The following is a 14,833-nucleotide window of genomic DNA, read 5'->3' on the forward strand; positions in this document are numbered from 1 at the left end:
ACCGTTAATTTTAATTTTGATCATTTGCGGAGGTAAAAAATGGCTGCTGATAATAACTACAGTCTAGGGCCGGTTCCTACATCGGCTAGGAAAGGAGTCGCTTCACTCACCATGGTAATGCTTGGACTCACTTTCTTCTCTGCAAGTATGTGGACAGGTGGTTCACTCGGGACAGGTCTTTCATTCAACGATTTCTTCCTCGCCGTTCTCATCGGTAACCTAATCCTCGGTATTTACACTTCTTTTCTTGGCTACATCGGCTCATCTACTGGCCTCTCTACCCACCTCCTTGCTCGTTTCTCTTTCGGTACTAAAGGCTCATGGCTTCCTTCTGCTTTACTTGGTGGTACACAAGTCGGTTGGTTTGGTGTGGGTGTTGCGATGTTTGCTATTCCAGTACAAAAAGCAACGGGCATTGATACCAACACCTTGATTATCGTATCTGGCTTATTGATGACGGGTACAGTGTACTTCGGCATTCAAGCGCTAATGGTGCTTTCAGCGATTGCAGTGCCTGCGATTGCGATTCTGGGTGGTTACTCAGTACTGACTGCGGTAGACAGTGTTGGTGGACTAGAGCAATTGCAACTTATTAAACCAGAGACGCCAATGGACTTTTCAATGGCTCTTGCAATGGTTGTAGGTTCGTTCGTAAGTGCGGGTACGTTAACGGCCGATTTCGTTCGCTTTGGTAAAAAGCCAGCAAGCGCAGTATTAATTACTATGGTTGCGTTCTTCATCGGTAACTCGCTGATGTTTATCTTCGGCGCAGCAGGAGCAGCAGCAACCGGTCAGGCTGATATTTCAGATGTGATGATCGCGCAAGGTCTGCTGCTTCCAGCCATCATCGTGCTTGGCTTGAATATCTGGACAACCAATGAAAATGCACTTTATGCATCCGGTTTGGGTTTATCTAACATCACTGGTCGCTCAAGTACTACAATGTCTATCATTAACGGCATTATCGGTACGATTTTCGCACTTTGGTTATACAACAACTTCGTTGGTTGGTTAACCTTCCTTTCGCTGGCGATTCCACCAATTGGTGGCGTAATCATCGCCGACTTCTTCGCGAACCGTAAACGTTACAAAGATTTTGCAAATGCAGAGTTCCAAACCGTTAACTGGGCTGGCATTATCGCGGTAGCAACAGGCGTAGCCGCTGGTCACTTCCTACCTGGCGTTGTTCCTTTGAACGCAGTGTTAGGTGGTGCAATCAGTTACCTTGTGCTTAATCCTCTATTGAACAAAAAAGCTCTGAAATCTCAGGCCGCTTAAGGACACACTATGACAACCTTATTAATCAAGAACGCGAAACTTCAAGACCAAGAAGGCTTGAAACAGATTCTGATTGAAAATGGTCAATTTTCTCGCATTCTCGATAATGGCGCGCAAATCAATCATCAAGGCGACATCCTTGATGCTGAAGGTGGCATTGCAGTTACTCCTTTCTGTGAACCGCACATCCACCTAGATACTACTCAGACTGCTGGTGAGCCTAACTGGAACATCTCTGGCACTTTGTTTGAAGGTATTGAGCGTTGGGCTGAGCGCAAAGAACTGCTATCAATCGAAGACGTAAAGTCTCGTGCCAAGCAAACACTGAAATGGCAGATAGCTAACGGTGTTCAACACGTTCGTACACACGTTGATGTGTCTGACCCAACACTCGTTGCGTTAAGAGCGATGGTTGAAGTTCGTGAAGAGATGAAAGAGTGGGTCGACATCCAGATCGTTGCATTCCCTCAAGAAGGTATTCTTTCATACCCTAACGGCAAAGAGTTGCTTGAAGAAGCAGTGAAGATCGGCGCTGACGTTATCGGTGCTATCCCTCACTTCGAATTCACTCGTGAATACGGGGTTGAATCTTTGCATTATGTGTTCGAGCTTGCACGCAAGTACGACTGTCTGATCGACGTTCACTGTGATGAAATCGACGACGAACAGTCTCGCTTTGTGGAAACATTAGCAGCCCTTGCTCATAAGTTTGAAATGGGCGAGAAAGTAACTGCTAGCCACACCACTGCAATGGGTTCGTACAACAGTGCTTACACATCTCGCCTGTTCCGTCTATTGAAGATGTCAGGTATCAACTTCGTGGCAAACCCGCTAGTGAACATTCACTTACAGGGCCGTTTCGACGATTACCCGAAACGCCGCGGTGTAACGCGCGTTAAAGAGATGCTAGCAGCAGACATCAACGTTTGTTTTGGCCACGATGATGTGTTTGACCCATGGTACCCACTGGGCACAGCGAACATGCTTCAAGTTCTGCACATGGGACTGCATGTAACACAGGTTATGGGCTACGACCAAATCAACAACTCACTTGATTTGATCAGCAAGAACTCTGCTCGCACATTGAACATTCAAGACAACTTCGGTATCGAAGAAGGTAAGCCAGGTAGCTTGCTGATTCTTCCTGCTGACAATGGCTTTGATGCAGTACGCCGCCAAGTACCAGTGCAGTACTCAATACGCCACGGTAAGGTGATTGCAGAGACTCAACCAGCGAAAACAAAAATAAATTTAGATCAAACTGAAGATATCAACTTTAAGCGTTAATATCGTCTATACTAATGATCAAAAGGAAGCTGAGATGCTTCCTTTTGTTGTGTTGGACGAAGCGACAAAACTATCACTAAATCAGTGTAAATCTTGTACATTCGCACGGTATGACAAAAAAAGCACAAATTTCTTAAGCAATGCGTGTACATCTCAAAAGACTGTGTTAACATGCTCTCGCTCTGTTAGCCGGAGTTATTTAAGTTAGATGAATAGTAAAAAATTGACATGTAAAATCGTTACCCGTTTTTGTAAGTAGTTTTTCCTTATTTCTTAGCAATATTAAATAATTCAATTATCAGCGCATTGCATTAAATGCAATCAACAACTTAGAAAATTTATGAATAAGGGACAAATTATGTCTAACACAAATACTGGCACTGTAAAATGGTTTAACGAAGAGAAAGGTTTCGGTTTCATTTCTCAAGACAACGGCGGCGCTGACGTATTCGTACACTTCCGTGCAATCGTTTCTGAAGGCTTCAAAACTCTGAAAGAAGGCCAAAAGGTTTCTTTCGAAGTTGAAAATGGTCAAAAAGGCCTACAAGCAGCAAACGTTGTTGCTCAATAATTAGCTCTTATAGCTAAAAAGAATTTTAAAGCGCTGATTTTTATCGGCGCTTTTTTATGCCTGCTTATAAACATTTCCCCTCTCGATACAGGCTTTCCCCCGTAAACTCTGAACAAATGCAAATCACCAGCCAAGCGTCCTCAACCTAGACTTTCTCAATTAAAGCTCAACGATCAATTTACGTCACTTTTTGTATGCACTTCCCTAGACAACACTTAATTCTCAGTAATCTTTTGATACTAACTCACGCTACGCCGAAAGTTTGATAAGCCCAAATATGGTTAAAGAACAATCCATTAGATTACGCCTATGAATACGCAATCGATATTCATAATAAAAATGAGTTATTTATCCAACCCTCATCCACTAATCATATAATTTTTAAAGCAAAGACCTTCGAAATCCGCTAACCTTGTTCGCAAGTGGCTTAGTTGTTTTGGTATCTGCAGTAAAAATAATGAACAAAGACGAATTTCAGAAATCCACCGCAAATCTAAAAAAAGCGGTGCCTCTTATGATGAAGAACAGGGTGTCAACGACACCTGCAAATTACGCACTTTGGTACACCTATGTCGATAACGCTATTCCCCAGCTGACTCAAGACATGGATGGTGTTTTAGAACACTACGGTATTTGTCCTCCTGCCGTTGGTGAGCAGCTATACAACAATTATGTTGCCAGCAAATCCGAAACCAATATCAATGACCTTCGCGCTAATTTGGAACTGTTAGTTTCTGAAGTTTCCAATTCAATGAATGACACCCTGACCGACACCTCCGCTTTTTCTGACATGATCGATAAAAGCTTCGAGGACTTGGCTCGTGTTGATAATGAAAGCCTATCTATTGATGAAGTCATGTCCTTAGTTCGACAGCTGGTGTCTGAATCCCGTCATATTCGTCACTCTACTCAGTTTTTAAACTCTCAGCTAAACTCTGCAACCTCAGAGATCACCAAGCTAAAAACCCAGTTAGTAGAAGTTCAGAAAGATGCGCTTTTCGATAGTACAACCACACTCTATAACCGTCGCTCTTTCGACCGTGACATAGAAACCCTGTGTGAAGCACAACAATCTTTGTGTCTGATTCTTCTCGATATCGACCACTTTAAAAATTTCAACGACACCTATGGCCACTTGTTTGGCGATATGGTGCTTAAAGCGATCGCTCGCAAGCTGAAGTTAAGTTGCCGTGAAGGTATTTCTGCCTATCGATTTGGTGGTGAAGAGTTCGCGCTGATTGTGCCTAACAAGTCTTTGCGTATTGCTCGTCAACTCGCTGATACCAATCGTCGCTCTCTAGAAAAGCTGTCGATTAAAGATCGCCGCAGTGGTCAACAAGTCGGCAGTATCACTGCATCGTTTGGTGTCGCTGAACTTGAACCCGGCGAATCAGCTCAATCGCTGATTGAACGTGCTGATAAGCTACTTTATGAAGCGAAATCACTTGGCCGTAACCGAGTCATGCCTTTGTAAAACACACCAACAATGCTCTTATCGACATATTAGTCGGCTCGTATTGAGACTAGAAAGCCCCAAAGACATTATCTTCGGGGCTTTTTCTTTAGTTGTATAAATTACTTTAGCTAACTAGGATTCACCGTTAGATCTGGAAGCAATAATTCAAGCAGTAGTCTTCACCACTCTTTGCTCTGAACTCTTTATCTTCACTGCATGCCTTTGGTTTACCCTTTGCGTCACCTTGAATCAAACTGATCCAGTGGCGCATCGCTGCAATGGTCTCTTCACGCATTGTGGTTGTTGCTTCCATTGGTGATTGGCCAAACGTGGTGCATGATTCCAACTGAATATCATCAATTTCTATTAGCTCAATACAACCTGTCCCTTTGTGGCAACCAAACATCACCTCTAGGTGGCTGCCACTGCCATCTCGAAACAAGATAGAGTCTGGGTCGTTCTTCTCACCCATGTACGCTACAAACTGCTTAGGGTGCTTCAGACCGCTGTGCTGACCGTCTTTAAAGTAAGCCATAATATGGCGGTAATCGACTACGTAGCTGGTTACGTCTTGATGTGAACCATTCTCTAGTGGGAATAGTCGATCAAGCAGCTGCTTTGCTTTCACTTGCTTTTCAGTTTGCTGATTAGCATTGATTGTCTCCACAGCAAAGACAGCTTCAGCGATAAATGGCTTTGATTGTTTTTGGATTTCTGTTTTATCGAATGTAAGCATATTCATAGTCTTTCCCTCTTGACCAGTCCGGTGATAACCACCGATTTCTACAGCAAAAATGTGTCCTAGAGCAATTATTCCAAACTAACGTTTAATTTATTTGTCATTTTGTGAATTGCTTAGTTTGTAGATTAGCGCTTTTTTACATACAATTTCACAACAAAAATTTTACAATGTGAATTTTACAAATATGGCCTTGTCAAAAAGTTTAGTTCGTCAGTCACATTTCCTAGGTACGAAAATCCGAAATCTTAGGAAGCGTAACCATTTAACGATGGAAGACCTGTCTGCGCGTTGTATTAGAATCAACCCAGAATACGCCCCTTCCGTTTCTTACCTTTCAATGATTGAACGTGGAAAGCGGGTTCCGAGCATCGATATGCTGGAAGTGATTGCACAGGTCTTTCAGAAGAATCCGACGTGGTTCCTCGACGACGAATCTGAACAACAAGCCATTGCTCCTGATAAGGGGAATCGTGGTGGGATAAGTGGCATGGCGCTCGAGCCGAGCTTCCTATTCTCAAACGACATCCTGCAAATTGCGATTCCTGAGATGCTGTCACAAACGGGCATTTCAGGCCGCCAGTTTGCGCACCTCTTGATTCGAGCACACCAAGAGAGCAACCAGAACCACTTCCCTGACCTTGAGCGCGCTGCGGAAGAAGTAGGCTTAAAACGTCTTAACCTCAGCGTAGAAGACCTGATAGACATCGCTAGAAGCCTAGGAATCAACATCCGCTGGGTGACACGCACGCCGCAAGACGTCGTCGATGAGCTCGGAATTAACGCTAAGCAGTTAGTGACCTCCTTCTTTGAGCCTCCCGGTACTATCTTCTTAAACGAGATTCTTAAAGAGTATCCAACTCGTCTGAAATACGACCTTTCGGTTTATATCGGTCATTGCATTCTGCACAGCAAAGAAGGCCTAAAGAGTGTGTTGTCGGTCGGTAACAACAACACGTGGGACGACAACCAGGTATCAAGCTCTTCACAGCTCAACTCCCAAGATATTCTTCAAGCATGGCGAGACTTTGAATCCAGCTTCTTTGCTGGCGCACTTCTGTGCCCGAAAGTCCCGTTTAGGCAGCTACTTGACCGCACTGGTTACGAAATCGACGTTCACAAAAGAGCAGGGGTTTCCCCCTCTGTTGCGATGCGTCGAATGACTGTAGTATCGCCCTACCCTCACTGGCACTACTTTGATGCTTATGGGCCGGGGAAACTCAAGGCGGTATATCGCGGGAACGGGATTCCGCTACCTTGGGGAAATATGAGAACGGTCGCTGACCCATGTCAACATTGGGCTGTGTTCCGTCGATTATCAGAACCTCGAGCGGGAAGCTCGGCTCAAATCTCCATTTTGAACGTGGGTGATGAGCCAAGAATCTACTGCTGTGAATCCATCAATATGACGGATCCTGCGGGTAACAATCGTGTGTTGTGTGCTGGTATAGATCTCAACCCTGCGATTGATGCTCAAGGCGGTAATTCAAGAGACATAGCAGAGCAGCTTAAAGCGTCATGCGTTAACAATGGTGGCTCTGTGGCAATTCCGCGTAACATCAAAAAAGATCTCACGACAATAGCCAAGATTCTAAATATAAATTGGATTGAACGTGGGATTGAGACAGAGGCGAGGCTTATCTGCTCCAGAGGTGGAGAATGCCCACGCCAACCAAGCTGTTACTCTAAGTGTGGTGAGTAAAAAAGTAATAACAAAAAATAGAACCTAAATTTCAGGCAAAAAAAAACCAATCACAATAAGGGTGATTGGTCATATATTTTGTGTGAACAAAAAAGGTTCACTAACAACGTCAGTTGGCTAGGTGACCCTCGGCTTAAGAAGGGTCACCATTACTAATGCAGCATGCGTGCCAACTTTTAAAACACGTATTTACTACGCATCTGGACACGTATTGGCCGGATATCCTTGTTTGTTTTGCAAACTGGAATTGCAAATTGCAAAATCCAACAAAAACGCTAGTGATTATGTTATTATTAATGAATAATTAAAGATTCATTACCCTTCCCAAAAATGTCATATTTCCCTTAGATTCAATCACTTTAAACAGCAATAAACCTCCCCTAGCTTACTCAAGCTATACGGTTACTCAACATAAACAACACCCTAAACAACGCCCATAAAAAAACGCGAACATTGAGATTCAATATTCGCGCTTATTCGATTTCTATGACAGAAAGAACTTAACCCACGAGACGCCTTTTTATAAAGCGACTCATGTTCGTTGCTCTTTCAATATCTCAGAAAAGATTACTTCTGAGGAGCTGGCTTAGAACGGCTTCGAGACGGTTTGTTTGTAGAAGGTTTGTTGCTTGTCGGCTTATTTGACGACTTGCTTGGGCCGTAGCTACCGCCGTAACCAGACTTCTTAGGTTTGCCTGCAGGTTTACCCGCGTTGTTTGGCTTACCAGTACCGCTAGATTTACCCGAACCGCTTGGTTTGCTCAGAGTGTTCTGAGCACCTGCGTTATTTGCAGCAGGTTTATTGCCCGCACTACCGCGTTTAAAGTTGCTGCCGTTGTTTCTTACTGATTTATCTTCAGTTGTCGCAGCTGAGTTGTTTTCAGCAGGTTTCTTACCAGATGTCGGCTTACGCTTTGGAGCCGAACCATTACCAGCTACATGACGCTTGTTCTTACCTGCTGGCTTGTGCCCGCGAGCGTTATCACCAGAGCGTTGACCATCAGCATGTTCACGTGGCTGTTTTGCTTTCTTCGGTTTCTTAGGCTTGATTGGACGTGAATCCAACCGAGACTCAGGTAACTTATTTACAGGAGAGAAACCTTCCAGTTCACGACGCTCTAGCACTTGTTGAATCAGGCGTTCAATACCGAACAGCTCACCCACTTCATCAGCACAAACCAATGAAATCGCTTTACCTACTTCACCTGCACGGCCAGTACGACCGATACGGTGTACATAGTCTTCTGATACATGAGGAAGATCGAAGTTAACTACTTGAGGCAGTTGCGGGATATCGATACCACGAGCGGCGATATCAGTTGCAACAAGTACTCGTACCTTACCTGTTTTGAAGTTCTCTAAGGCTTTAGTACGTGCACCTTGGCTCTTGTTACCATGGATAGGTGCAGCAGTGATGTCTTGCTCTTCAAGGAAGCGAGCAAGCTTGTTCGCACCGTGTTTCGTCTTGCTGAACACCAACACTTGTTGCCAATCGTTATCTTTGATTAGCTTCGCTAGCATTGCGCTCTTTTTCTTTTTGTCTACTGGGTAGATGCTTTGCTCAACCGTTTTTGCCGTCGAGTTTGCAGGGCTTACTGAAATCTCAACAGGATTGTTCACTAAGCCTTTCGCTAAGCTGCGGATATCATCAGAGAACGTCGCTGAGAACAGTAGGTTCTGACGCTTCTTAGGCAAGAAAGCTAAGATCTTACGAATATCGCGGATGAAACCCATGTCTAGCATGCGGTCCGCTTCATCTAGCACTAGGATTTCTAGTTGGTCAAAACGCACTGCATTTTGGTTGTATAGGTCAAGTAGACGACCCGGTGTTGCCACCAACACGTCACTACCTTTACGCAGTTTTTGCATCTGAGGGTTAATCTTCACACCACCAAACACTACCGTCGAAGTCAGCGGTAAGTTAATACCGTACTTCACTACGCTGCCATTCACTTGCGCAGCAAGCTCACGAGTTGGCGTTAGCACGAGCGCACGAACTTGGTTCTGACGTACGCGAGTACCTTTCGATAACATTTCAAGAATAGGTAGCGTGAAGCCTGCAGTTTTACCTGTACCTGTTTGAGCAGCGGCCATAACATCTTTGCCCGTTAGGACAGCTGGCACGGCTTTCTCTTGTATTGGTGATGGCTTATCGTAACCTTGTGCTTCAATAGCTTTAAGGATCGGTTCAGAAAGGCCAAGGGAGGTAAAACTCATAGATTATTTTCTCAGTTGAATAACATTTAGTATGAGCAACACGTTAAAAAGTGCGTTGCTTCAGCTTTTGCTCATCAAATACATTGATACGGAGCAAAGCGCGGTATTCTGAGGCTTTTCCCCCCATTCAGCAACTAAATTCTAATCGCAGCTAAAATTCAACCTAGATAACTTGTCGCTTCTGTTCGTACATTTTTTCATCAGCGGCTTTTAAGAGCGCATCGACATCATTGTAGTTGTTATTGTGAATAACCCAACCCACACTGATTCTGAGATAAATAGAGTGCGCGTCGTACACAACTGGTGCCGAGCATATCGCCTTTCGTAGTTTAGTCACGATCGACGATACGTGTTGATCATCGATAATGCGTGGCAACAAGACCAAGAACTCATCACCGCCTATCCTTGCGACGATATCTGAAACACGCAGCTCACTTCTGATGCGGTTAGCACACTCAATCAATACCTGATCGCCTGCCGCGTGACCATAAGTGTCGTTGATTGCTTTAAACCCATCGAGGTCGATATTTACAACGGCAAAGGTTCTCGCTCTCTGTTTTTGAGTGGTTTTGAAGGCCTGTTTGAGGCTATACATGAAGTATCGACGATTCGGTAACATCGTTAGCTCATCATGCATAGAGCGGCTATCTGCAATCCGGTACAGACGATAAATAGTAAAGAAGGCAAACGCCAACACTAATATAATGGAGTAGCCTACCAGCCTTACCGCTTGGATTCGATACCAAGGCTCATCCATCAATACATGTTCGTTACCGGAGAGAGCAAGGTACCAACCCCCGTATGGGAAACTCACCTGTTCAGTGGCGAACGCATTATCGAACACATCCTGAGTACCATAAAAGACAGCGCCATCTTTCCCTGAACTGTTTGCACCACGAATTGCTAATTCATACTTGTTCTCGATCTTGCCGATTCCAACATCTTCAAACAGCTCATCTAAACCGATAACAGCACTGGAGACACCCCAATAATCTTGATTAAAAGGCGGATCTCGGAAGATCGGAGTGCGTGCAATGAGGGCTTGTCCACCTTGAAACAGCTCAAAAGGACCGGCAATAAAGGTGTTGCCAAGATTACGGGCTATCTCAACAGACTCCCATTGATTTGGGTGATCACGATAATTAATACCGAGAATCTGCTCATTACCTTCCATCGGGTAAACAAAGTTTAGAATGTCGTCTTTGGCGAGTCCGATAAGTCGAATATGGAAGCCATCTTGAATGATATTCTCAGCAATCTTATCCCAATTTTTCACCTCACCATCGGGGTTGATGGTCACTAAGGTCGAGAAATTATTGAGGATATACATATCTGACACGATCGCGGCTTCAATCCGAGAACGAATAATGGATAGTTGCTTTTTTGCCTCTGAATACGATTCGTTTTTAAGAAAAGTTAATTGCTTGGCATGAAAGAACTCAATTGCGCTTACTATCGCAAGGAAAAAAAGAAAAGATACTACTCTGGCAGACCACTGCTTGCTAGAACCACTTGGCATTTACGAACCTCTAACACTATTGTTCTATATACTGCCTTATAACGGCTCATTTCTGGCTTATTGCCCCAGTATGCCGCTAAGTCATTAAAAATCCATACTGACGTCGACTATCTATCAAATATTGAGTGATCCATCACTTCAAACTTCTTTACTAAACGAATGGTTTAATCAAAAAGGGTTAGTGAACCTTATAAAGCTTACATTGTATTGACTCAACGCTTACATTGACGGATTCATCAATGTTATTTTACATAGACTAATAATCAGCTTGGTACCTCACGACATGAAGTTAAAAACTATCACACTGTGTACATTGCTATCAGCCTCGGTTGCCGTTCACGCACAAGAAAACGTTCAAGCGCCAACCGCAGTGAACGTTCAATCCCAAGCAGATTCGCTCAATTCTCAAGAACAATCTTTCAAGCAATCTGCAGACCTAATTCGCACCACCTACGAAAGCCAGCTTTACACCCTGCCTGCATTCAAAGAAGGTCACTACGGGCTGCGCATGTATCGTCAAACATTAGACGATAAGTATTCAGCGGCGGTGTGGAGCGACATGGCTCGAGTGGCAAGCAAGCTCAGCACCCTGTCGAATGACGTTCAAACCATGGAACAAATCGTACTCTACTCAGAGAAGCGAGTTGCATCTTATATTGGTGATAACGATGAGCGCAGTATTCGACGCTACAACATCACCAAGCACATGCCTGAATACCTTTACCTTGGTGTTGACCTTCTAGGCTCTATGGCTCGTGCTAACGAATACGGTTTAGAACACAAGAACGATGCCAAGCTACGCGAAATCATTCGTCGCTATGACTTCTCACGATACGTGACCAATGAAGACATGGTGAAAGCGTGGGCCGCTCAATTAGCGAATCAGGTTTACTGGTTGCGCCAACTGGGTGAGCAGGATGTCGTTGATGAGTTTGTCGATACCTTCAAAAAAGCGTATCCAGACGATAAAGACAAAAAACTCTCAAGCCAGCAATTCGGCAATAAGATCTATGGTATGACACACGTCATCTTCGGCGACTCAGAATATTACCAACATCAAGTAAGCGAACAAGACCATCAATGGATCTACGATTACTTTAGAGAAAACATCGATACGATTCTGCTGCGTGCGAAAGAAGATGTGATTGCTGAGGTTGGATTAACCTTCTTATTGGCAGGTTTAGAAGATGACCCAGTTCTAGAGAAAACTCGACTCGCGATTCAAGCTTCAATCGATGAGAAACAAGGCATGATCCCTTCTATCACTGGTGATTTTGATCTTGAGTACGGTGAACACCGCAACGTGTTAGCAATCATGCTACTCGATTGGCAGCAAGTGAATGAAGCGCCGACTTATGAAGGCAACCCTAAGGTGTTTACTAACATCCCTTACGGACTCATTAAAAACCAACCACCGAAGAACTAGCAACATACCTAGCCTAGGTTCATCATAGAACCCAAAAAGCCTCATACCTTTCAAGGCTGCGGCTTTTTGCTGTTTACTACGTCAGTACTCGTATCAAAAGTTGTTAATATCAAAACCTGCATAAAGATAAAAACAAAGACGACATCAAGCTCCTGACACGGCTTTGTTCATCACTATCGTAAAATCCCCTTCTGCGTAGCCCTCCGTTAAAGAGACATCATCGCAGAGCGTTTTACAGAAACGATAGACACCTTGAGGGTGATAACTCATCAAGGTATTACGCGAAGGATACTGGCTTGAGTTGAGAAGATTAAAAATCACCGTCTGATTCGCCAGTTCATACATGCGAGTAATCATGTTTGTCAGATAATCAGAATCACGAGAGATGTAGTTCAGTGAACCACTAGCGATGACAATGTCGTGCGCCTCAAGGTTCATTTTGCTCATATCACCCGCCAAAAACTGACAACGATCTTCTGTGTAGTTTTGCTTCGCCTTCTTAAGAAAGCCTGCGTGTTGGTCAACGCCGGTATAAGATTGAATACGATAGATGCTGTCGAGCAGTTCAAACAGCTCGCCATAGCCGCAACCCAAATCTAAAACACTCTTCTTTTCGAAGTCCGCCGCACGAGCGATTACTTCAAAGCGACACAATTGACTCTCTTCGCTAGTCCAACCTAAAGCTTTAGCCTTGTCGCCATTCGAGCGGTTAGTTTGTTTCCGATGATAGCGATACACCTTCCAACGATCGAGCCAGTGCATTCAAATCAGCCCTACTTCAATGAACATCAGCACACCTTGATAAGATTAAGCTTTAGAACTTGAAGAAAAGAGCCCACCGATTTTATAACCGATCGCATAGCAAACCACGGCGACAGTAACAAACACCAATGCCGAGAAGAAATACGCTACAGACGCTGCGACACCAGCCCCCCACACCACGCTGAACACCAAACCGAGATAAGCCTCTTTTGGCCACTGGTAGATAGGAAACTGAGCGCCGCCAGCAATTAGGTAAACCATCGCAAACAAGCCAATGAAGGTAACAATAAGACCGATGAGAACGCGAATGTTCATGGAGAGACCCTTGATTAATTTAGCTTGGTTGCCATTGTTCCTAGTCGAAAGCGGATATGCTTAGTCGGAACCGAATATTCTCAATCGAAATCGAATGTGCTTAATCGAAGCCGAATGTTATTAATCGCAACCTGATGATATTCAAGTATATCGGATAAAAGGAGCTGGCTCTATTACTCTTCCGAGTGAACTTTTACTCACGATAGACAAATTACAGTCGACGGCCAAAACCTGATTTCGCCTGATTAACAGGCACAAAAAAGCGGACACCCTTCTCACGTTAACTCCGTAAGCAAGGTGTCCGCTTTTACTCAATTTAGGCGCTTTAACTGAATCTAGCTTAAAGCAGGATGAAAATACCCGCTAAGCATGCACTCATTAGGTTTGCTAGCGTACCAGCAGCTACAGCTTTCAAACCTAAGTTTGCAACTTCAGCACGGCGCTCTGGTGCCATAACACCGATTGAACCTAACTGAATCGCGATAGAACCAATGTTAGCAAAGCCACATAGAGCAAAAGTCACGATCACTTGGCTGTGTTCAGATAACAGAGCTTTGTTCTCAACGAAGTCGATGAAAGCAACAAACTCGTTCATAACGATCTTCTGACCGATGTAAGAACCCGCCATCAATACTTCGTCACTTGGGATACCGATCAGCCATGCAAGAGGCGAGAACAGGTAACCAAAGATAGCTTGTAGCGTAATACCCGCAAAACCGAACGTTTCACCTAGGCTTTCTAGGCCAGTGTTGACCATCGCAATCACACTCACGAATGCAACCAACATAGTACCAACCGCTACCGCAACCTTCATACCGTTCATCGCGCCGCTTGCCAATGCATCAATCACGTTGCTTTGGTCAGCTTTATCTAGTTCGATATGGTCGTAATCACTTGGTGTGCTGCGCTCAGGAACAATGATCTTCGCCATTAACAGACTGCCCGGAGCCGCCATAAAGCTTGCAGCGATAAGGTATTTAAGCTCAACACCAAGGCCAGCATAACCACCAAGTACACTACCCGCTACCGACGCCATACCACCTGCCATTACAGCAAACAGTTCCGAACGAGTCATAGACTTTAAAAAGGGACGAATAAGAAGAGGAGACTCACCCTGAGAAAGGAAGATATTACCTGTAGCAACCAGAGATTCAGCTTTACTTGTACCCAGCAGTTTTTGCACCGCTCCGCCCAAGATTTGAATCACTTTCTGCATAACGCCTAAATAATAGAGCGCAGAGATCAAAGCACTGAAGAAGATAATGATTGGAAGTACGCGAATCGCGAAAATGAAACCTTCAGTAGCCAGATCACCAAATAGGAAAGCGATACCAACGTCTGCAAAACCAAGCAAACTCGAAACGCCATTGCTTAGGCTTGTTAACGCCAGTTGTCCCCAAGGGAAATACAATACTAAGGCTGCAAAACCGATTTGAAGTAATAGTGCACGAGAGACCGTTTTCCAGTTAATTGAAGAACGACTTTCAGATAACAGGTACGCGCAAGCAATCAGTGCAAGAACACCGACAAAACCAAATAGAATATTCATAATGTGTCCTAG

12 protein-coding genes are annotated in these 14,833 nt (G+C 44.3%); 6 read left to right on the forward strand and 6 right to left on the reverse strand.

From position 1 onward, the window contains the following. Positions 1 to 39 precede the first annotated feature (39 nt). The 4 genes from codB to AB4138_RS01500 all read left to right on the forward strand — a co-directional run bounded on the left by codB (position 40) and on the right by AB4138_RS01500 (position 4,610). Positions 40 to 1,278, forward strand: coding sequence for a cytosine permease (gene codB, locus AB4138_RS01485; RefSeq protein WP_032545811.1), 1,239 nt, complete (start codon positions 40 to 42; stop codon positions 1,276 to 1,278). A 9-nt stretch (positions 1,279 to 1,287) separates the two neighbouring features. After that, positions 1,288 to 2,565 carry a cytosine deaminase gene (locus AB4138_RS01490; protein WP_102332003.1) on the forward strand — a complete coding sequence of 426 codons (1,278 nt, stop codon included), beginning with the start codon at positions 1,288 to 1,290 and terminating at the stop codon, positions 2,563 to 2,565. Positions 2,566 to 2,923: 358 nt separating this feature from the next. Further along, positions 2,924 to 3,136, forward strand: a complete 213-nt coding sequence (locus AB4138_RS01495) for a cold-shock protein (protein ID WP_004740083.1) — start codon at positions 2,924 to 2,926, stop codon at positions 3,134 to 3,136. A gap of 457 nt (positions 3,137 to 3,593) precedes the next feature. After that, on the forward strand, positions 3,594 to 4,610 hold the full coding sequence (locus AB4138_RS01500) for a GGDEF domain-containing protein (RefSeq protein WP_017060611.1): 1,017 nt from the start codon (positions 3,594 to 3,596) through the stop codon (positions 4,608 to 4,610). Positions 4,611 to 4,737: 127 nt separating this feature from the next. Here AB4138_RS01500 and AB4138_RS01505 read toward each other — a convergent pair whose 3' ends face one another. Beyond that, on the reverse strand, positions 4,738 to 5,334 hold the full coding sequence (locus AB4138_RS01505) for a hypothetical protein (RefSeq protein ID WP_372138103.1): 597 nt from the start codon (positions 5,332 to 5,334) through the stop codon (positions 4,738 to 4,740). 169 nt (positions 5,335 to 5,503) lie between these two features. Here AB4138_RS01505 and AB4138_RS01510 point away from each other — a divergent pair, with 169 nt between their 5' ends. Beyond that, complete coding sequence (locus AB4138_RS01510; RefSeq protein WP_372304758.1) at positions 5,504 to 7,033, forward strand: DUF3612 domain-containing protein; 1,530 nt, start codon at positions 5,504 to 5,506, stop codon at positions 7,031 to 7,033. 567 nt (positions 7,034 to 7,600) lie between these two features. On the opposite strand, the gene AB4138_RS01515 is transcribed toward AB4138_RS01510, so the two are convergent. Beyond that, positions 7,601 to 9,250, reverse strand: a complete 1,650-nt coding sequence (locus AB4138_RS01515) for a DEAD/DEAH box helicase (protein WP_372125960.1) — start codon at positions 9,248 to 9,250, stop codon at positions 7,601 to 7,603. Positions 9,251 to 9,413: 163 nt separating this feature from the next. Next, entirely contained in the window at positions 9,414 to 10,769 is a 1,356-nt protein-coding gene (locus tag AB4138_RS01520; protein ID WP_102394160.1) for a diguanylate cyclase, read from the reverse strand. 283 nt (positions 10,770 to 11,052) lie between these two features. Here AB4138_RS01520 and AB4138_RS01525 point away from each other — a divergent pair, with 283 nt between their 5' ends. Continuing rightward, positions 11,053 to 12,195 carry a DUF3541 domain-containing protein gene (locus AB4138_RS01525; RefSeq protein WP_017060606.1) on the forward strand — a complete coding sequence of 381 codons (1,143 nt, stop codon included), beginning with the start codon at positions 11,053 to 11,055 and terminating at the stop codon, positions 12,193 to 12,195. Positions 12,196 to 12,339: 144 nt separating this feature from the next. Here the strand turns inward: AB4138_RS01525 and AB4138_RS01530 are convergent, their stop codons facing one another. The 3 genes from AB4138_RS01530 to AB4138_RS01540 form a co-directional block, all read right to left on the reverse strand. Further along, positions 12,340 to 12,957, reverse strand: coding sequence for a class I SAM-dependent methyltransferase (locus tag AB4138_RS01530; protein WP_017064868.1), 618 nt, complete (start codon positions 12,955 to 12,957; stop codon positions 12,340 to 12,342). A 45-nt stretch (positions 12,958 to 13,002) separates the two neighbouring features. Continuing rightward, positions 13,003 to 13,272 carry a hypothetical protein gene (locus AB4138_RS01535; RefSeq protein ID WP_017064869.1) on the reverse strand — a complete coding sequence of 90 codons (270 nt, stop codon included), beginning with the start codon at positions 13,270 to 13,272 and terminating at the stop codon, positions 13,003 to 13,005. A gap of 340 nt (positions 13,273 to 13,612) precedes the next feature. Continuing rightward, positions 13,613 to 14,821: a NupC/NupG family nucleoside CNT transporter gene (locus AB4138_RS01540; protein ID WP_102320600.1), complete on the reverse strand. Its 1,209-nt coding sequence runs from the start codon at positions 14,819 to 14,821 to the stop codon at positions 13,613 to 13,615. Positions 14,822 to 14,833: the final 12 nt, after the last annotated feature.

This window comes from Vibrio sp. 10N.286.52.C3, assembly GCF_041468865.1.
Classification (GTDB): Bacteria; Pseudomonadota; Gammaproteobacteria; order Enterobacterales; family Vibrionaceae; genus Vibrio; species Vibrio crassostreae_C.